Source organism: Xanthomonas sp. NCPPB 1062 (assembly GCF_041481705.2).
GTDB classification, from domain to species: Bacteria; Pseudomonadota; Gammaproteobacteria; order Xanthomonadales; family Xanthomonadaceae; genus Xanthomonas; species Xanthomonas euvesicatoria.
Genome location: NZ_CM192987.1, coordinates 843,010 through 861,763, shown reverse-complemented (window position 1 = coordinate 861,763; position 18,754 = coordinate 843,010). Strand labels below are relative to the sequence as shown.

Sequence of the window (18,754 nt, the reverse complement as noted above, 5' to 3'; positions counted from 1 at the left end):
CCGACGGCCAACGGCTGCCAGCGCCAGCACGCGCTGGCGACCGGCCAACCCACGCTCAGTAGGCGAACTCGCGGAACACGCGGTCGATATCGCCCTTCCATGCGCCGTGATACAGCGCCAGCTTGCGTTCGGCGGCGGTGACACCACTTTCGGCGATCTCGGCGATCACATCCAGAAAGCCGGTTTCGTCCTGCCCGTCGCGATTCAGGCGTGCGCGGCGACGCAGGCCCTCGCGTGCGATGTTGACCGCCTCCACTGCCAGATCGCGCGCGGTGCCGTTGCGGAACGGCAGGCCCAACGCGTACCTGGGCACGCCGTCGCGCAGCGCATGCCGCTCGGTCGGACTGAAATCCTTGACCAGGTCCCAGGCCGCATCCAGCGCGGTCTGGTCGTACAGCAGGCCCACCCAGAACGCCGACAGCGCGCACAACCGATCCCACGGGCCGGCATCGGCACCGCGCATTTCCAGATACTTCTTCAAACGCACTTCCGGAAACGCGGTGGTCATGTGGTCGGACCAATCGCGCAGCGTCGGCAACGCACCCGGCAACGCCGGCAGCTTGCCCTGCATGAAAGCGCGGAAGCTCTGCCCGCTGGCGTCGTGATACACACCGTCGCGGTAGGAAAAATACATCGGCACATCGAGCAGGTAATCGACGTAGCGGTCGTAGCCGAAGCCGTCTTCGAACACGAAATCCAGCATGCCGGTGCGGTCGGCGTCGGTGTCGGTCCAGATGTGCGAGCGGTAGCTCAGGTAGCCGTTCGGCTTGCCTTCGGTGAACGGCGAATCGGCGAACAACGCGGTGGCGATCGGCTGCAACGCCAGCGACACGCGGAACTTCTTCACCATGTCCGCTTCGGTGGCGTAATCCAGGTTGACCTGCACCGTGCAGGTGCGCGTCATCATGTCCAGGCCGAGCGAGCCGACCTTGGGCATGTAGTTCTTCATGATCTGGTAGCGGCCCTTGGGCATCCACGGCATCTGGTCGCGACGCCACTTGGGCTGGAAGCCCATGCCCAGAAAGCCCAGCTGCAACTCGCCGGCGACCTGCGCCACTTCGTCCAGATGGGTGCCGGTTTCCACGCACGTATGGTGCAGGGTTTCCACTGCCGCGCCGGAGAGCTCCAGTTGCCCGGCCGGCTCCAGCGTGACCGATGCACCATCGCGCAGCAGCGCGATGGTGCGGCCGTTTTCCTGCACCGGCTCCCAGCCGAAACGGGTCAGCCCGGTCAGCAAGGCCTCGATGCCGCGTGCCCCTTCGAAGGTGGGCGCACGCAGGTCATCCAACTGAAAGCCGAACTTCTCGTGCTCGGTGCCGATCCGCCAGTCCGCACTCGGCTTCTCGCCGGAGGCCAGCACCTGGACCAGCTCCGCGCGTTCGGTGATCGGCGTTTCGGCAACGTGGCTGGGACTCGACAAGGGCAGGCTCGCAAACGAAAGGGGTGGGACGATGTGGGGATCCTCCCCTGCCACCGCAAGGCCCGCACTATACCCGCCCGACGCGAAAGGATTGGCGACACCGGCGGGGCATGACATTTCCACCGATGCATGCCCGCCATCGATCGCGGCGATGGCGTGATCTGGATCAAATGACCGGGCTGCGCGTTCTGCAGCGCCGGCATCGTCCGACACAGCGCGGTCATCACCGCAAGCGTTGCCATGCGCGCCCTACGCGATGCTCAGGCCGCGCATCGCTCCGCAGGCGACCCACCGATCACTGCCGCTGGAAACGCAAACGGCAGACCGAAGTCTGCCGTCGTGACGAGGCGCTGGGCATCCAGCCACGCCCGACACTCGTGTTGCACGGCATCATTCGGCCGCAGTGGTTTCCACATCCAGTCCCAGCCAAGCACCGACAATTGCGCGCAATTCGTCCACACCCTGGCGCGATTCGCCCGAGTAGGCCTGCACGGTCACGCTGTCGCCAAAGCGCGAGGTCACTTCCTTCTTGACCTTCTGCAGGGTCTGCATCTGCTGGCCACGGCCGAGCTTGTCGGCCTTGGTCAGCAAACCATGCGCGGGCAGGCCGCGTTCGGCGGCATAGCCGAGCATCTGCAGGTCGTAATCCTTCAGCGGGTGGCGGATATCCATCACCACCACCAGCCCGCGCAGCGCCTCGCGGGTGCGGAAATAGCGGTCGATGAAGGCCTGCCAGTGCGCCTGCAGGTCCTGCGGCACCTTGGCGTAGCCGTAACCGGGCAGATCCACCAGATAGCGCTCGGGCTGGATCTGGAAAAACACCAGCTGCTGGGTGCGGCCGGGGGTCTTGGACACGCGCGCCAGCGCGTTCTGGCGGGTCAGCGCATTGAGCGCGCTGGATTTTCCGGCGTTGGAGCGGCCGGCGAAGGCCACCTCGTAGCCGCCATCGTCGGGCAATTGCCGGGCGTTGTGGGCGGACAGGTGGTAGCGGGCTTGTTCGATAAGAAGCGACATCCGCTTAGGATCGCACGTTCGGGCCCGGCAGTTTTGCTGCACTGTTCGTTGACCCTGGCGCAAAGGCGTGTCGATAATCGAAGCACGCCTGCCACTGCCAGTACCCAACGCGCGCGGGCCGGGTCCATACGGAGCTTTAGCTGATGCGCCATGCTCGTGTGCTAGTCCTCGCCGCACTCGCCGTACCGGTCATTGCGGCCGTGGCGTTTGCGCAATCGGCAGTCACGCCGATCCCCGATCCGCCGCCGGTACGCGTTGCGCCGCTGGAGGTGGACCTGGCCAAGACCACCTGGGGAGATGCCAAGGCCGGCCAGACCAAGGCTGCTGCCTGCGCAGCCTGCCATGGACCGGACGGCAATCCGGCAGTGGCGATGTACCCGCGCATTGCCGGGCAGACCGAGCGCTACGTGGCGCATCAGGTGGCGTTGATTGCCAGCGGCGAGCGAAATACCGGGATGTCGGCGGTGATGGTGCCCTTCGTCAAGGACCTCACCGCGCAGGACATGCGCGACCTGGGCGCCTACTTCGCCACCCAGAAGGCCTCCGCCGGTGTCGCCGACGACGCGGCGATCGCCGAGGGCCCCTACCAAGGCATGAAGTTCTACGAGGTCGGCGAGAAGCTGTACCGCGGCGGCGACATCGCCCGCGGCGTGCCGGCCTGCATGGCCTGCCATGGGCCATCGGGCGGCGGCAATCCGGGCCCGGCCTATCCGCGCCTGGGCGGACAGCATGCCGAGTACGTGGCGCGGCGCCTGAAGGAATACCAGGCCGGCACCACCCAGGAGCGCAATCCGGCGCTGTTCAATATCATGGCGCAGGTGGCGCATCCGCTGACCGAGCAGGAGATCCAGGCGCTGGCCAGCTATCTGCAAGGCCTGCATGATCGTGCCGACGACGCGGCAGCGGCGCAGCCACCTGCAGGAGCGCCTGCACGTTCGTGATCTGATCCCTGCCGTCGCCACGCCGCTTCACGACGCCGGTCCCGCGACCGGCGTCGTCGTTTACCGCTCTCCCCTCGCCCCCACGGAGCCCGCATGAAATTGCTTTCCCGTCTGCCCCTGCTGTTGATGTTCCTGTTGCCGCTGGTGGCCTGCGCCGCCGACAAGAAAGCCGCGCCGGTCGAAGGCGAGGACTACACCCTGATCGACGGCGGCCAGCCGTACGCCCCGCTGGCCGGCAAGGTCGAAGTGACCGAAGTCTTCGGCTACACCTGCCCGCATTGCGCACATTTCGAACCAGTGCTGGAAGCCTGGGTGGCCAAGCAGCCGGCATACGTACGCTTCACCCCGGTACCGGCCGCCTTCGGTGGCTTCTGGGACGCGTTTGCGCGCGCCTACTTTGCCGCCGACATCCTGGGCGTGGCCAAGCGCAGCCATCGCGCCATGTTCGACGCCATCCATGAAAAGCAGACCGTGCCCACCCAGAACGTGGCGCCCGAAGAACTGGCCGCGTTCTATGCCGGTTACGGAATCCCGCAGCAGCGCTTCATCGAGACCTACAAGAGCGAGGCGGTGGAGGCCAAGCTCAAGGCCGCGCGCGAGTTCGCGCTGCGCAGCAAGATTCCCGGCACGCCGGCCATCATCGTCAACGGCCGCTACCTGATCGGCGCACGCAATTACCCGGACATGTTGCGCATTGCCGACTACCTGATCGCCCGCGAGCACGCCGCGCCGGCCAAGCGCTGAACCGCATAACCGCCAGCGACGGCCGCGCGTGGCATCATGCGCCCCGCGGCCGTCCGGCCCTTTTCTCGCCCCACGCTGGAGATCCAATCCGATGAAGACACGCTTCGCCCTGACGCTGATGGCGCTGTTGCCGATCCTGGTCGCCTGCAAGGCGCAGGACGGTTCGTCCGACACCGCACCTGCCGCCACCACCCCAGCTGCCGAAACGGCGCCCGCGCCTGCTGCCGCTACCCCGGCCGCAGACCCGGCCGCTCCGCCTGCAGTCGGCGAAAGCGCCACCACTCAACCGCCCGCCGCGCCCAGCGCTGCCCCGCGTGCACCCAATGGCCCCGAGCCGGTCGCCGGCACCGATTATCTGGACATCGACGCTGGCCAGCCCTACCAACAGGCCGCCGGCAAGATCGAAGTGGCCGAAGTCTTCGGCTATGTCTGCCCTGCCTGCAACGCGTTCCAGCCGCTGATCGGGCCGTGGAAGGCCGGTTTGCCGTCGGACGTGCATTTTGTCTATGTGCCGGCCATGTTCGGTGGCACCTGGGATGACTACGGCCGCGCCTTCTATGCCGCTGAAACCCTGGGCGTGCAGGAAAAGACCCACGAAGCCTTGTACAAGGCCATCCACGTCGACCAGACCCTCAAGGGCGAGCGCGGCAAGGATTCGGTGCAGGACATCGCCGCGTTCTATGCCAAGTATGGCGTGGACCAGAAGACCTTCATCGACACCATGAGCAGCTTCGGCGTCTCGGCCAAGACCAACCGCGCCAAGCAGTTCGCCACCCGCAGCAAGATCACCGGCACCCCGTCGCTGATCATCAACGGCAAGTACCTGGTCAAGGGCCAGAGCTTCCCGGACATGCTGCGCATTGCCGATCACCTGATCGCGCGCGAACGCGCCACGCTGGCCAAGTGAGTCGCGCGAACGCAACGTCGTGAACGCTTCGGACTCGCGCACCCTGCGGGTGCTGACCGCCAATATCCAGGCCGGTTCCAGCACCCGCCGTTACAGCGACTATGTGACGCGTAGCTGGTCGCACGCGTTGCCGCTGGGCAGCAAGCGCACCAGCCTGGACAGCATCGCCAAGCTGGTCGGCGAACGCGACATCGTCGGCCTGCAGGAGGCCGACCCCGGCAGCCTGCGCTCGGGTTTCACCAACCAGACCCACTATCTGGCCGAGCGCGCCGGTTTCGATTACTGGAGCCACCAACCCAACCGCCGCATGGGCGGGGTGGCCTCCAGCGCCAACGGTTTGTTGAGCAAGCTGGAACCGGTGGAAGTGCAGGACCACGCCCTGCCCGGCCGCATCGGTGGGCGCGGCATCCTGCTGGCGAAATTCGGTGAGGGCCGCGATGGCCTGGCCGTGGCGGTGGCGCATCTGTCGCTGGGCGCCAATTCGCGTATGGCGCAGTTGGCCTTCATCGCCGAACTGTTGTCCGACCATCCCAACGCGATGTTGATGGGCGATTTCAATTGCATGGCCGATCGCCCGGAGATGCAGTCGCTCTATCGCCATACCCGTCTGCAACCGCCCAGTTGCGAGGTGCACACCTTTCCCAGCTGGCGTCCGGACCGGGCGATCGACCACATCCTGGTCAGCGACAGCCTGGTGATCGAACATACCGAAGCCATTCCGGCCGCGTTTTCAGATCACCTGGCGGTGGGCATGGATATCCGCGTGCCAAAGCAATTGCTGCGTTAAGAGCAGCCAACAGAACGACTGCGCAGCCGCCAGGCGGGCGCGGCCGGTGCTCGGAATCGGCGCGTACCGCTCGTACACTCCGGTTCTGAGCACGCCGCCTACGCCCACCTAACGACTGCTCGCCACGCTGTGTTGGCCGCTCCAAACAACCGGAAAAGTGACAACGGGTTCGCATTGGCGAACTCGACCGCTGACACCCCCTCGACACCGCCTGTGCGATAACGCAGGCGGCTTTTCGTTGGGAGCACAACACGTGATACGCAGCGTATGAGTGCGTTGCCATGAGTGCGACAGCGCCGCACACCTTGCCGGTACGCACCCTGCGCCCGGTGTTCGTGCTGGCTGCCACGGTCGTGTGCACGTTTGCCTTGCTGGTGTCGTTGTTTCCGCTGGAATCGGGGCGTGTGCTGCTGGATGCGCAGACCTGGGCGTCGCGCAATGTCGGCTGGTATTACCTGCTGGCGATGACGCTGTATCTGGTGTTCGTGCTGGCCACGGCCCTGTCCAGCTACGGCAACATCAAGCTCGGCGCCGATCACGACGAGCCGGAATTCAGTTATCTCTCCTGGGCCGGCATGCTGTTCGCCGCCGGCATCAGCATCACGCTGTTCTTCTTCTGCGTCTCCGAGCCGCTCACGCATTATCTGCAACCGCCCCAGGGCGGTACCGGCAGTGGCGAGGCGTCCGCGAGACAGGCGATGCAGGTGCTGTTCCTGCATTGGGGCCTGCATGGATGGGGAGTGTTCGCACTGGCCGCCATGGCGCTGGCGTATTTCGCCTTCCGCCATAACCTGCCGCTGGCGTTACGCTCGGCGTTGTACCCGCTGATCGGCAAACGCATCAACGGGCCGATCGGCTATACCGTGGATGCGTTGGGCATCGTGGCCACCGTGTTCGGCCTGGGCGCGGACATGGGCTTTGGCGTGCTGCATCTCAACGCCGGCCTGAGCACCTTGATGGACGTGCCGCATACGCACTGGGTGCAGGTGGCGCTGATCGTGGCGATGATGGGCGCGGCCATCGTGGTGGCGGTGTCCGGCGTCGAAAAAGGCGTGCGCTGGATGTCGGACATCAACATGCTGCTGGCCATTGCGCTGCTGTTGTTCATGCTGTTCGCCGGCCCGACGCAGTACCTGCTCAATGCGCTGATGCAAAACCTGGGCGACTACCTGGGCAGCGTGGTCAACAAGAGTTTCGACGTGTATGCCTACGGTGGCCGCGCCGATTGGCTGGGCAACTGGACGGTGTTCTATTGGGCCTGGTGGATCGGCTGGGCGCCGTTCGTCGGGCTATTCATCGCGCGCATCTCGCGCGGCCGCACCATTCGCGAATTCGTGTTGGGGGTATTGCTGATCCCGCTCGGGTTCACCCTGGCGTGGCTGTCGATCTTCGGCAACAGCGCGCTGGATCAGCTGCTGCATCACGGCCAGGCAGCATGGGCGCAGCAGGCCATCGATGCACCGCAAACGGTGTTGTATTCCCTGCTGCAGAGTTACCCCTGGAGCCGCACGGTGATCACGGTCACGGTGGCGATCAGTTTCGTGTTCTTCGTGACCTCCGCCGATTCCGGCACGGTGGTGTTGTCCACGCTCTCCTCCCACGGCGGCGAACCGCACGACGATGGCCCGCGCTGGCTGCGCGTGTTCTGGGGCGTGCTCACTGCCGTGGTCACGGCAGGCTTGTTGCTGGCCGGCAGCATGGACGCACTGAAATCGGCGGTGGTGCTGGCGTCGCTGCCATTCTCTGCAGTGCTGCTGCTGATGGCCTGGGGCCTGTCACGCGCCCTCAGCGAAGAATCGCAGCGCAAACGCGCGCAGCTTTACAGCCCCAGCCCGTTGATCGGGCAATCGCGTCATCACGGCGGCTGGCGCCAGCGGTTGGGCCAGGCGATGCACTTCCCGGCGCGCGATGAGGTGTATCGCTTCATGCACGACCAGGTGCGCCCGGCCATCGAAGCGGTCACCGCACAGCTGCAGGAGGAAGGCTGGAAGGTCAGCAGCCGCATCGACGACGGCGACATGGAAATCAGCGTCGATCATGGCGAACAGCAGGGTTTCCGCTATCAAATCGTGATGCGCGGCTATCTGACCCCGTCGTTTGCCGCGCAGCGCTTCCGCAACCAGCGCTACTACCGCGCCGAGGTCTACCTGTACGAAGGCAGCCAGGACTACGACCTGGTGGGCTACAGCCGCGAACAGATCATCAACGACATCATCGATCAATACGAACGTCACCTGCAGTTTCTGCACCTCACCCGCTGAAGGTGCGTCGCTGCGGCGACCGTCCCACAGGAGGTTTGTCATGCCACGTTTTTCCGACCAGTTGCTGTATATCGGCGGCCGTTATGTTCCCGCCCGCGGCGGCCACACGTTCCAAGTGGTCAACCCCGCCACCGGCGAGGTGCTGGCCAACGTGCACAATGCCGGTGCCGACGATCTGGACGCCGCGGTCGATAGCGCGCAGGCAGGCCAGCGACAATGGGCGGCCCTGACGACAGTGGAGCGCTCGCGCATTTTGCTGCGTGCGGTGGCGTTGCTGCGCGAGCGCAACGATGCGCTGGCGGAATTGGAAACGCTCAACACCGGCAAGCCGCTGAGCGAAACGCGTAGCGTGGATGTGGTCACCGGAGCCGACGTGCTGGAGTATTACGCTGGCGTTGCGCAGGCGCTGCAGGGTGCGCAGGTGCCCTTGCGCGAAGGCAGCTTTTTCTACACGCGCCACGAACCGCTGGGCGTTGTGGGTGCAATCGGCGCGTGGAATTACCCCATCCAGATCGCGCTGTGGAAAGCCGCGCCCGCCCTGGCCGCCGGGAACGCGATGATCTTCAAACCCAGCGAAGTTACCCCGCTCACCGCGTTGAAACTGGCCGAAATCTTTACCGAGGCCGGCCTGCCCGATGGCGTGTTCAACGTGTTGCCCGGCGATGGCTCCAGCGTGGGCACGGCGCTCACCGAACATCCGCAGATCGAAAAGATCAGCTTCACCGGCGGCACCGCCACCGGCCGCAAGGTGATGGCCAGCGCATCGAGTTCGTCGCTGAAGGAGGTGACCATGGAGCTGGGCGGCAAGTCGCCGCTGATCGTCTGCGCCGATGCCGACCTGGACCTGGCGGCCGACATCGCCATGATGGCCAACTTCTACAGCTCCGGGCAGGTGTGCACCAACGGTACCCGCGTGTTCGTGCCGCGCGCCTTGCGTCATGCATTCGAAGCGCGCCTGCTGGCCCGCGTGCAACGGATCCATATCGGCGATCCGCTCGATGAGCGCACCACCTTCGGTCCGCTGGTCAGCGCCGCGCATATGCAGCGCGTGCTGGAGCATATCGAACAGGGCAAGGCCGAAGGCGCACGTCTGCTGTGCGGCGGCGAGCGCATGCAAGACGGCGCACTGGCGCAGGGCTATTACGTGGCGCCGACCATCTTCAGCGATTGCACCGATGTAATGACCATCGTGCGCGAGGAAATCTTCGGGCCGGTCCTGAGCCTGCTCACCTACGACGACGAAGACGAAGCGGTGACGCGCGCCAACGCCACCACGTATGGGCTGGCTGCAGGCGTGGTCACGCCGGATCTGGCGCGTGCACATCGGCTGATCCATCGCCTGGAAGCGGGCATTTGCTGGGTCAACACCTGGGGCGAGTCGCCGGCACCGATGCCGGTGGGCGGCTACAAGCAGTCGGGCGTGGGGCGCGAAAACGGCCTGGCGACCTTGCAGGCCTACACGCGCACCAAATCCGTCCAGATCGAACTGGAACGTTACGCGTCGGTGTTCTGAGGGCAGAGAGCCAGCGCACGCAAGCGCGGTAGCAATAACGCGCCGCTATCGCTCCCCGGGAGCACGCTTGGGTCTGTGCCATATGCCTTGATCGCCACCGCACCGTTACCGCATCAGGAGAACACCATGCAACGCGAATACGACTACATCATCATCGGCGCCGGCTCGGCAGGCAACGTGCTGGCGGCACGCCTGACCGAAGATCCCGGCGTGACCGTGCTGCTGCTCGAAGCGGGCGGGCCGGATTACCGCATGGATTTCCGCACGCAGATGCCGGCAGCACTGGCTTTTCCGTTGCAGGGACGTCGCTACAACTGGGCCTATGAAACCGAGCCGGAACCCTATATGGACAACCGGCGCATGGAATGCGGTCGCGGCAAGGGCCTGGGCGGTTCGTCGCTGATCAACGGCATGTGCTACATCCGCGGCAATGCACTGGACTTCGATCATTGGGCCAAGCGCCCCGGCCTGGAGGACTGGAGCTACCGCGATGTCCTGCCGTACTTCCGCAAGGCAGAGACGCGCGACATCGGCGCCAACGACTATCACGGCGGCGACGGTCCAGTGAGCGTGGCAACGCCGAAGAACGACAACAACGTGTTGTTCCATGCCATGGTCGAGGCAGGCGTACAGGCAGGCTACCCGCGTACCGACGATCTCAATGGCTACCAGCAGGAAGGCTTCGGACCGATGGACCGCACGGTGACGCCACGCGGGCGCCGCGCCAGCACCGCGCGCGGTTACCTGGACATGGCCAAGCCGCGCGATGGCCTGCATATCGTCACCCATGCCACCACCGACCGCATTTTGTTTGCAGGCAAGCGTGCCATCGGCGTGCATTACCTGGTGGGCAACAGCAGCGAAGGAATCGATGCGCATGCACGCCGCGAAGTGCTGGTGTGCGCGGGTGCGATCGCCTCGCCGCAGCTGCTGCAACGCTCCGGCGTAGGCGCACCCGATCTGCTGCGCGCACTCGATGTGCAACTGGTGCACGACCTGCCCGGCGTCGGCCAGAACCTGCAGGACCACCTGGAGGTGTATATCCAGTACGCATGCACCAAGCCGGTGTCCTTGTATCCGGCATTGCAGTGGTGGAACCAGCCTGCGATCGGCGCGGAATGGTTGTTTGCCGGTACCGGCACCGGCGCCAGCAATCAGTTCGAAGCCGGCGGCTTCATCCGCACGCGCGAGGAATTTGACTGGCCCAACATCCAGTACCACTTCCTCCCGGTGGCCATCAATTACAACGGCAGCAATGCCGTCAAGGAGCACGGCTTCCAAGCGCACGTCGGCTCGATGCGCACACCCAGCCGCGGGCGTGTGCACGCCAAATCGCGCGACCCGCGCCAGCATCCTTCGATCCTGTTCAACTACCAATCCACCGACCAGGACTGGCAGGAATTCCGCGACGCGATCCGCATCACCCGCGAGATCATCGCGCAACCGGCGCTAGACCCCTACCGCGGCCGCGAGATCAGCCCCAGTGCGGACTGCAAGACCGATGCGGAGCTGGACGCATTCGTCCGCGCTCGCGCTGAAACCGCCTATCACCCCTCCTGCTCCTGCGCGATGGGCACCGACGACATGGCGGTGGTGGACGGCCAGGGCCGCGTGCACGGCATGGAGGGCCTGCGCGTGATCGACGCCTCGATCATGCCGCGCATCATCACCGGCAACCTCAACGCCACCACCATCATGATTGCCGAGAAAATCGCCGACCGCATGCGTGGTCGTACCCCATTGCCGCGCAGCACCGCCGATTACTACATCGCTGGAGATGCACCTGTGCGCGGGTGACCTTTTCTCCGGGTCGAGCGTGCGATGCCCTAACCCTTTTTGCATGTACCGTGAACCCTTCCATGAGCGCGTTGGCGGCGTCCACGCCGCCAGTGGTCCCGCAAGCAGCCGGGACACCGCACAGACAGGCGCATGATTGCTCGGGCATCATGCGCTGATGAAGATCTATCTCGTTGGCGGCGCAGTCCGCGATGCATTGCTTGAGCAGCCGGCTGGCGACCGCGACTGGGTGGTGGTTGGCGCCGATCAGGCGCAGATGGAAGCGCAGGGGTTCAAGCCGGTCGGCAAGGATTTCCCGGTGTTCCTGCACCCGCGCAGTGGCGAGGAATACGCATTGGCGCGTACCGAGCGCAAATCCGGCCGCGGATATCGCGGCTTCGTGGTGGACGCCGACCCATCGGTGACCCTGGAAGAAGACCTGCTACGCCGCGACTTCACCATCAACGCGATCGCGCGCGATGAGGAGACGGGTGAGTTGTTCGACCCGTACAACGGTGCGCGTGATCTGCAGGCGCGCGTCTTGCGGCATGTCGGTCCGGCGTTTGTCGAAGATCCCGTGCGCGTGTTGCGTGCCGCGCGCTTCATGGCGCGGCTGGCACCGCTGGGCTTCACTGTCGCTGCTGAAACTGCGGCATTGATGCGGGACATGGCCGCCAGCGGCGAACTCGATAGCCTGGTGCCGGAGCGCGTGTGGCAGGAGCTGCGGCGCGCATTGAGCTGCGCGCAGCCCTCGGCGTTCCTGCGCACGCTGCACGACACCGATGCGCTGCGGGTCATCCTGCCGGAAGTCGATGCGCTGTACGGCGTGCCACAGCGCGCCGAATTCCATCCGGAGGTCGACACGGGCATTCACCAGGAAATGGTCAGCGATATGGCGGCACGTCTCGCGCCCGGCGATGCGCTGGTGGGCTTTGCCGCACTGACCCACGATCTGGGCAAGGCACTCACACCACCTGAGGAATGGCCGCGCCACGTCATGCACGAACAACGCGGGGTTGCGCCATTGCAGGCGCTGTGCGAGCGGCTCAAGGTGCCGCAGGACTTTCGGCAACTTGCCATCATCACCTGCCGCGAACACTTGAACGTGCATCGCCTGGCCGAACTGCGCGACCGCACCCTGCACGAGCTGCTGGTGCGCTGCGATGCGTTTCGCCGACCGGAGCGTATCGCGCAGCTGGCACTGGTCTGCGAAGCCGACAAGCGTGGCCGTCTAGGCAGTGAAGAAGCCGCGTACCCGCAGGGCGAAGCACTCAAACGACTACATGCCGCCGCACTGGCGATCAATGCGCGGGATCTGGCGGCCGAAGGTCTGCAGGGGCCGCAGATCGGCGAGGCACTGACAAAGGCGCGCATTGCCGCGATTGCGGCAGCGCGAAGGATCGGTGCATAGCTGCATGTCGCGCACCTGTGTCCAGGTGCGACGCGATGTGGGGACGCGAGCAAGGACGGAATTGCAGCACCCCATGGACCGAAACCTGCCCATTCGAATTCAGTGATGTATTGGAGATCTGATTTCCGCCGTTAAGAGCAGCTAACAAAACTACTGCGCAGCCGCCAGGCGGGCGCGGCCGGTGCTCGGAATCCTCATGTACCACTCGTACACTGCGGTTCCTGTGCGCCGTCCGCACCCGCCTGACGACTGCTCGCGACGTTTTGTTAGCCGCTCTAAACCAAGGCGGCTACACATGAGCAGCCGCCCCGGCCGGGCATCACAGCTTGAAATTCAGGCTCAACATGAAAGAACGACCATTCTTGTAGATGTAGTACGGCTGGTTCTTGTTGCCGATGTAGCTGAAATAGGTTTCATCCAGCAGGTTGGTGGCTTCCAGCGCCACGCGCAGCCGCTCGGTGGCCTGGTAGCCGAATGAGGCATCTACCTGCGTAAACGCGTCGGTCATCTGCTGCCCGTTGAGCCGGCCAATCTGGGTGAAGTATTCCGAGCGCCAGCCCAGGTTTACCCGTGCGCTCCACTTGCCCTGCTCGTAGTACGGGCTGATGTTGTAGGCATTGCGCGAGTTGTACGGCAGGCTGTAGTCGCCGTCGGTGTTGGAATCGGAATAGGTGTAGTTGGCCACCACGCCGAAGCCATTGCCGAAATTGTGCTGCAGATTGAGCGCCACACCGCGCACCGTGGCATCGCCGGCGTTGGTGGGCACGGATGTCTGGTAGGTGCTCGAGCCGCCGGTAGCGTTGTTGAAGAACACACGGTCCTGCACGGTAGTGAGGATGTAGTTGGAGATATCGCGCGAGAAGAATTCGCCACTGAGCAAGCTGCTGTCGGAGAAATACCACTCCAGCGATGCACCGAGATTGGTCGACTCGTATGGACTCAGTCCTGGGTTCCCCGTCGAGGCCGTCAGCGTGGTGTCGTCGGTGGCCACGTACGGCGTCATGTTGGTGTAGCGCGGCCGCGCGATCACTTTGGAGGCGGCAAACCGCAGCATCAGATCGTCGCGCAGGTCGTAGGCAATATTGAACGAAGGCAGCCATTTGCCGTAGCTGCTGAGAAAGTTGACCGGTGTGTAGCCGCCGCCCGGCGCATAGCTGTAGCCATCGGTGGAATCGCGTGAGTGCACATAGCGCACGCCGATGTTGCCGCGATACCGCTCGCCGGAGAAATTGCCTTGCAGGAACCACGCACGGTTCTGCTCCTGGATGCTGTAGTTGCCCGCATAGCTGATGGGCAACCCATCATCGCCTTCCAATTCGCCGATATACCGACCGATCGCACCGCTGTTGATGGTCGACCAGCGTTGCATGTCGGTGCTGGTCGACAGCCCATCCAGATAGCCCGACGGCGTGGTACCCGGCGAGAATGCCGCCAGCGTGCTGCCATCGTTCGGGGTCCAGGTACGGCTATAGGACGATTGCCCGGTGGCGTGATTGGTGAGCTTGATGCCGGTGAGGATCTGCGTGAATGGCCCCCACTCCACCGCATGATCGAAATCCAGCTGCAGATAGCGCTCCTTGTCGTATTGCGGGCTATGGCTGGCCGAGGCGTTGTTGAGCTGCATCGCCGCCGCATTGGTGGGATCGGTGCTGTAGTCCATCGCGGTCCGGCGCCCGTCGATGGCGTAGCTGTAGCCAGCCAGATTGCGGAACTGGATGCCGTAGATACGCTCGGCGCCGCCTTGCGAACTGGTGTAGCCCACCTGGCTGGAGGCGTTCCAACCCTCGCCATGCCAGTCGGTGCGCAAGTGGATGCTGCCGGTGCTGACCTGGCTATTGCGCAGATAGCCGTCGAGATAGGTGTTGGACTGATCGCCAAAGGTACCCGAAGTGGCGATACCGTTTTCGAAGCCCAAGGCCTGCGCATCGCCGGGCGTCGAGCCCCAGTAGCCGTAGCGGCTCTGGTTGTAGTTGTCGAAGCTTTCCTTGACGTACAAACCGGTCAGGTTGAGCTCGAAATCGCTGTCCGGCTTCCATTGCAGCGCCGCGCTGACACCGTCGCGCTTGCGCGTCTGCTGGAATAACGCCGTGTTGATCGACGTCGGAAACACGCCGGTGTTGTTGCCAACCACACCGGGCGGAAACCCGGCGCCCTGCACATTGTCGTAGCCGAAAATTTCCACGCCGTCGCGGCGCAGAACGCGCTGCGAATGCATCACCGAGGCAAGCGCGCCCAACGTTTGGTCCTGATTCTTCCAGCTATACAGCGCCGATGCGTTCGGCTTGCCTTCGTCGGAACGATCGTTGTAGCCATAACTCACCGTGCCGGTGAGCGTATTGCGATCCAGATCGAGCGGTTTGCGCGTATGCACGATCACGGTGCCGCCGATGGAGCCTTCGTCGATGCGCGCTTCGGGCGTTTTATAGACCTCCATCAGGCCGACCACTTCCGGTGCCAGCGTGCTGTAGTTGAACGAGCGGCTGTCCGGGTCGTTGGGGTCTCCGCCCCAGCTGGTCGATGCAATGGTCTGACCATTGAGCAGCACGCGATTGAGCGCCGGATCGGTACCGAGGATGCTGACTTTTTCGCCCTCGCCGAATTGCCTGTCCACGGTGATGCCGGACAACCGCGACAGCGATTCGGCAACATTGGTATCGGGAAACTTGCCGATATCCTCGGCGCTGATCGCATCGACAATCGCATCGGCGTTGCGTTTGACGTTGAGCGCCTTGCCCAGGCTGGCTTGGTAACCCACCACCTTGATTTCGTCCAGGGTGGAGACCGAGGGACTGGTTTGTGGTGGTGTCTGTTGTTGCGCGGGTGCGGGCTGCTCCTGCGCAAATGCGGGAAGGCTTGCGACGCAGGCCAGGCTGGCGCCACCCATGAGCAGGCGCCTGACAGCGGCGCTCAATGATGAGCGGCGCAGTGGGTTGACGGACACAGATACCGAAACACAAGGGGATGACGCGAACAGACGGGAAAACAGCATTGCGTGGACCTCATCACTGATGTCGGATGGCAACCGCCTGGTTGCACAACGGCGCGCGACGCGCGTGCCATGCCCGTGATCCGTCCCCTGTGCCGGATACGAACAACTGCCCGCATTGCATGACCACATGCGGGTAAACGCCGGACCGCTGGAACAACGGCCGGTTGTCGTCCTCTCAAACGTGGAGCAGACGCTTCTTCGCTGAGAACGTTACCAACGAAGGTGCCTTCGGTGGGTTGCAGTGTCAACCCGCTGCCGCATACGTCTATTTTTATGCGCTAAACACCGGCTTCCCTGCAGATATCGGGATGATGGCGTGATCGCTGTCTCACTGCCCTCGGCGTCGATGCAGACCAGTGCGCCTTGCGGCCTGTTCGCATAAGGCCGCACCACCCGAGTGTTGCGACGCAAAGCGTCTGCGCACGCGAACGGAGACGATGAGAAAACTTTCGCAGCATGGAACGCTGCGCTGTCGTCGGAAAGCCGATCGCCAGCTGCACGCGTGTCGGGTCAGACGACAGCCTGCCCACCGTAGGACTGGTTTCATCGCTGCCGCGGAGCGTGCACGGTGCCAGCGTCCGGCGCAGTTCCCTTGGCCCGGCAACAGCACTTGCACCTTATGTGCTGGCGGCAACGAGCGCATTTGTCAGGTGAGCAAGGCGAAGCATGCGGCATGCGCCGATTCGGTGCATGGGCCGCTGCACGACCCTGTATTTCCCAGATCAAACACAACACGCGCGCCGCATCACGCAATGCGGCGCGCACAATGCGTAGATTGGCCAAGTCATGTTGTCAGTGGCACCTAATCGCGCTGCCCAGCCACCCACGTGCTCAACACCTGCACATCGTCATCCACCAGTACCAGGTCGGCTTGGTAGCCAGGTGCGATGCGTCCCAGGCGTTCGCCCAGGCCAATGCATTGCGCGGGATAGGTGGAAGCCATGCGCGCAGCTTCGGCCAGGTCCACACCCAGCCAGCGCACGCTGTTGCGCACGGCGGTGGCCATGTCCAATGCAGAGCCGGCGAGCGCGCCGTCGGCGTTGCGTACCACGCCGTCCACGGCGGTGATGGTTTCGCCGTAGAGATCGAAGCTGGCGCTGTCGCTGCCGACCATCGGCATGGCGTCGGTGACCAGCAGCAATTTACCGCGTGGCTTGGCCGCCAGCGCCACGCGCAGGCTGGCCGGATGCACGTGCACGCCGTCGACGATGACGCCGCACCACACGTTGGGGTCTTCCAGCGCTGCGCCGACTGCATTGGGTTCGCGGCCAGCCAGCTGGGACATCGCGTTGTACACGTGCGTGAAGCCGCTGACGCCGGCGGCAATGCCCTCGCACGCCTGCTCGTAGGTGGCCGCAGTGTGGCCGGCGAACACGATCGCGCCACCGGCAACGAAGGCACGGATATCGTCCAGCGGCACGCGCTCGGGTGCGAGCGTGATCAGGGTGACGCCGTTGTCCAATGAGGTATCGACGGCAATCTCGTGCGCGTCCGGCACGCGGAATTTGCCTGCGTCGTGCGTGCCCTTGCGCGCAGGACTCAGGTACGGGCCCTCCAGATGGATGCCGAGCACTCCGGGCACGCCTTGTGCGATGGCCTGGCGCGTGGCATCGATCGCCTCGGCCATCACCTGCGCGGTATCGCTGATCAAGGTCGGCAGCATGCCGGTGGTACCGAAGCGGCGATGTGCGGCCGCAATGGTGGCCAGCGCCTGCGGGTCGCGTGCGTTGTTGAACAACACGCCGCCGCCGCCGTTGACCTGGATGTCGATAAAGCCCGGCAACAAGGTGGCGCCGCCCAGATCCACGCGCGTGTGCGCCTGCGCAACGCGCGCATCGTCGGCCGGCACGATCGCCTGGATCTGCGTGCCAGCCAGTACCACGACCAGGCCGTCCTGCAATCCGTTGTCGGTGAGCACGCGTGCATTACACAGTGCCTGAGTCGCGAGAGCGTGCATGATCAGACGGTTTCCGTGACCTTGTTCAGATGCGGCGGAAGATCGGGATTGTTGCCGCGCTGCAGCGCCAGCGCATTGATCGCGCGATAGAAGCTCTGCACGGTCAGCAGCGGCGCGCAAGCCGGATGCGCGGCCTCTGCCAGCGGCAGATCGCCACCGGGCGCGGCCAGCCACACTTGCGCGCCACGCGCGCGGAATTCTTCGGCCAGTGCGCGGGTGCCGGCACCGGTTTCGTCGGGCTGTGCGAAGACCAGCACCGGGAAGCCCGGCCCCACCAGGGCCATCGGGCCGTGCTTGACCTCGGCCGAACTGTAGGCTTCGGCGTGCAGGCCGCAGGTTTCCTTGAACTTCAATGCTGCTTCCTGCGCTGCGCCCAGGCCCAGGCCGCGGCCGAGCACGAACAGGTTGTGCGCAGGCACCAGGCCGGCGGTGAGCGCCGACCAATCGGCCTGCCACGCGCTGCGCAACTGTTGCGGCAATGCGTCGAGCGCGGCAAGCAGGGCCGGGTCGTTTTTCCACACCGCGCCCAGATGCAGGACCGCGGCCAGCGAGGCAAGATAACTCTTGGTGGCGGCCACACTCTTTTCCGGGCCTGCGCCCAGCGGAATCACCACCTCTGCCAGTTGCGCCAGCGGCGAATCTTCCACGTTGACCAGTGCGACCACGCGCGCGCCGGCCGCCTTGGCCGCTTCGGCATTGCGCAGCAGGTCCGGGCTCTTGCCCGATTGCGAAATCACGATGTACAGCGCGCCACGCAGCTGCAGCGGCGCTGCATAGACCGAGCCCACCGATGGCGACGCAGATGCGGTGACGATGCCGAGCTGGGTTTCGAACAGGTACTTGGCATAGGTGGCCGCATGATCGGAGCTACCGCGCGCGCAGGTCACCACGAACGGCGGCGGCGTCTGGCGCAGCGACTGCGCGAGCGCGGCGATGGTGTCGGCATTACGCGCGAACTGTGCAGCCACCACATCGGCGGTCTGCGCCGCTTCGCGGAACATCAAGGTCTCGGTTTCGGAGGGAAGGCTCATCGT

General features: G+C 64.6%; 13 protein-coding genes and 2 other RNA genes. 10 read left to right on the top strand and 5 right to left on the bottom strand.

Translation table 11 applies throughout. The features are described 5' to 3' along the window. Positions 1-55: 55 nt before the first annotated feature. Both ACCQ16_RS03700 and yihA read right to left on the bottom strand, forming a co-directional pair. Complete coding sequence (locus ACCQ16_RS03700; protein WP_014089368.1) at positions 56-1,420, bottom strand: glutamate--cysteine ligase; 1,365 nt, start codon at positions 1,418-1,420, stop codon at positions 56-58. 390 nt (positions 1,421-1,810) lie between these two features. Next, the gene (yihA, locus tag ACCQ16_RS03695) at positions 1,811-2,434 is read right to left on the bottom strand and encodes a ribosome biogenesis GTP-binding protein YihA/YsxC (RefSeq protein ID WP_031421051.1); all 624 of its coding nucleotides are present in this window, start codon (positions 2,432-2,434) and stop codon (positions 1,811-1,813) included. A 143-nt stretch (positions 2,435-2,577) separates the two neighbouring features. Between yihA and ACCQ16_RS03690 the strand changes: the two genes are divergently transcribed. The 10 genes from ACCQ16_RS03690 (at position 2,578) to ACCQ16_RS03645 (ending at position 13,046) form a co-directional block, all read left to right on the top strand. Further along, the gene (locus ACCQ16_RS03690; protein WP_007968623.1) at positions 2,578-3,375 is read left to right on the top strand and encodes a c-type cytochrome; all 798 of its coding nucleotides are present in this window, start codon (positions 2,578-2,580) and stop codon (positions 3,373-3,375) included. Between the two features lie 93 nt (positions 3,376-3,468). After that, a complete protein-coding gene (locus ACCQ16_RS03685) occupies positions 3,469-4,119 on the top strand; it encodes a thiol:disulfide interchange protein DsbA/DsbL (RefSeq protein WP_008576757.1) in 651 nt (216 codons plus the stop codon). Positions 4,120-4,210: 91 nt separating this feature from the next. Continuing rightward, positions 4,211-5,026: a thiol:disulfide interchange protein DsbA/DsbL gene (locus ACCQ16_RS03680; RefSeq protein ID WP_008576756.1), complete on the top strand. Its 816-nt coding sequence runs from the start codon at positions 4,211-4,213 to the stop codon at positions 5,024-5,026. A gap of 49 nt (positions 5,027-5,075) precedes the next feature. Continuing rightward, positions 5,076-5,813 carry an endonuclease/exonuclease/phosphatase family protein gene (locus ACCQ16_RS03675; RefSeq protein WP_014089365.1) on the top strand — a complete coding sequence of 246 codons (738 nt, stop codon included), beginning with the start codon at positions 5,076-5,078 and terminating at the stop codon, positions 5,811-5,813. Between the two features lie 61 nt (positions 5,814-5,874). Further along, positions 5,875-5,951: non-coding RNA, sX9 sRNA (locus ACCQ16_RS03670), on the top strand. A gap of 143 nt (positions 5,952-6,094) precedes the next feature. Further along, positions 6,095-8,074 carry a choline BCCT transporter BetT gene (betT, locus tag ACCQ16_RS03665; RefSeq protein ID WP_029818650.1) on the top strand — a complete coding sequence of 660 codons (1,980 nt, stop codon included), beginning with the start codon at positions 6,095-6,097 and terminating at the stop codon, positions 8,072-8,074. Positions 8,075-8,114: 40 nt separating this feature from the next. After that, complete coding sequence (betB, locus tag ACCQ16_RS03660) at positions 8,115-9,587, top strand: betaine-aldehyde dehydrogenase (RefSeq protein ID WP_277573332.1); 1,473 nt, start codon at positions 8,115-8,117, stop codon at positions 9,585-9,587. A 126-nt stretch (positions 9,588-9,713) separates the two neighbouring features. Next, positions 9,714-11,384, top strand: a complete 1,671-nt coding sequence (gene betA, locus ACCQ16_RS03655; RefSeq protein ID WP_277573331.1) for a choline dehydrogenase — start codon at positions 9,714-9,716, stop codon at positions 11,382-11,384. A gap of 157 nt (positions 11,385-11,541) precedes the next feature. Next, a complete protein-coding gene (locus ACCQ16_RS03650) occupies positions 11,542-12,774 on the top strand; it encodes a multifunctional CCA addition/repair protein (RefSeq protein ID WP_218501622.1) in 1,233 nt (410 codons plus the stop codon). A gap of 196 nt (positions 12,775-12,970) precedes the next feature. Next, positions 12,971-13,046: non-coding RNA, sX9 sRNA (locus ACCQ16_RS03645), on the top strand. A gap of 47 nt (positions 13,047-13,093) precedes the next feature. Here ACCQ16_RS03645 and ACCQ16_RS03640 read toward each other — a convergent pair. The 3 genes from ACCQ16_RS03640 to ACCQ16_RS03630 all read right to left on the bottom strand — a co-directional run bounded on the left by ACCQ16_RS03640 (position 13,094) and on the right by ACCQ16_RS03630 (position 18,751). Further along, positions 13,094-15,763 carry a TonB-dependent receptor gene (locus ACCQ16_RS03640; protein WP_277573330.1) on the bottom strand — a complete coding sequence of 890 codons (2,670 nt, stop codon included), beginning with the start codon at positions 15,761-15,763 and terminating at the stop codon, positions 13,094-13,096. Positions 15,764-16,565: 802 nt separating this feature from the next. Continuing rightward, entirely contained in the window at positions 16,566-17,720 is a 1,155-nt protein-coding gene (nagA, locus tag ACCQ16_RS03635; protein WP_011346379.1) for an N-acetylglucosamine-6-phosphate deacetylase, read from the bottom strand. 2 nt (positions 17,721-17,722) lie between these two features. Next, positions 17,723-18,751, bottom strand: a complete 1,029-nt coding sequence (locus tag ACCQ16_RS03630; RefSeq protein WP_014089359.1) for an SIS domain-containing protein — start codon at positions 18,749-18,751, stop codon at positions 17,723-17,725. Positions 18,752-18,754 lie beyond the last annotated feature (3 nt).

What these genes read in the sequence shown, in the direction of transcription:
- ACCQ16_RS03690 (WP_007968623.1), top strand. Translation starts at nt 2,578, where the DNA reads ATGCGCCATGCTCGTGTGCTAGTCCTCGCCGCACTCGCCGTACCGGTC.
- ACCQ16_RS03650 (WP_218501622.1), top strand. Translation starts at nt 11,542, where the DNA reads ATGAAGATCTATCTCGTTGGCGGCGCAGTCCGCGATGCATTGCTTGAG.
- nagA (WP_011346379.1), bottom strand. Translation starts at nt 17,720, where the DNA reads ATGCACGCTCTCGCGACTCAGGCACTGTGTAATGCACGCGTGCTCACC.
- ACCQ16_RS03680 (WP_008576756.1), top strand. Translation starts at nt 4,211, where the DNA reads ATGAAGACACGCTTCGCCCTGACGCTGATGGCGCTGTTGCCGATCCTG.
- yihA (WP_031421051.1), bottom strand. Translation starts at nt 2,434, where the DNA reads ATGTCGCTTCTTATCGAACAAGCCCGCTACCACCTGTCCGCCCACAAC.
- betB (WP_277573332.1), top strand. Translation starts at nt 8,115, where the DNA reads ATGCCACGTTTTTCCGACCAGTTGCTGTATATCGGCGGCCGTTATGTT.
- betT (WP_029818650.1), top strand. Translation starts at nt 6,095, where the DNA reads ATGAGTGCGACAGCGCCGCACACCTTGCCGGTACGCACCCTGCGCCCG.
- ACCQ16_RS03640 (WP_277573330.1), bottom strand. Translation starts at nt 15,763, where the DNA reads ATGCTGTTTTCCCGTCTGTTCGCGTCATCCCCTTGTGTTTCGGTATCT.
- betA (WP_277573331.1), top strand. Translation starts at nt 9,714, where the DNA reads ATGCAACGCGAATACGACTACATCATCATCGGCGCCGGCTCGGCAGGC.
- ACCQ16_RS03630 (WP_014089359.1), bottom strand. Translation starts at nt 18,751, where the DNA reads ATGAGCCTTCCCTCCGAAACCGAGACCTTGATGTTCCGCGAAGCGGCG.
- ACCQ16_RS03685 (WP_008576757.1), top strand. Translation starts at nt 3,469, where the DNA reads ATGAAATTGCTTTCCCGTCTGCCCCTGCTGTTGATGTTCCTGTTGCCG.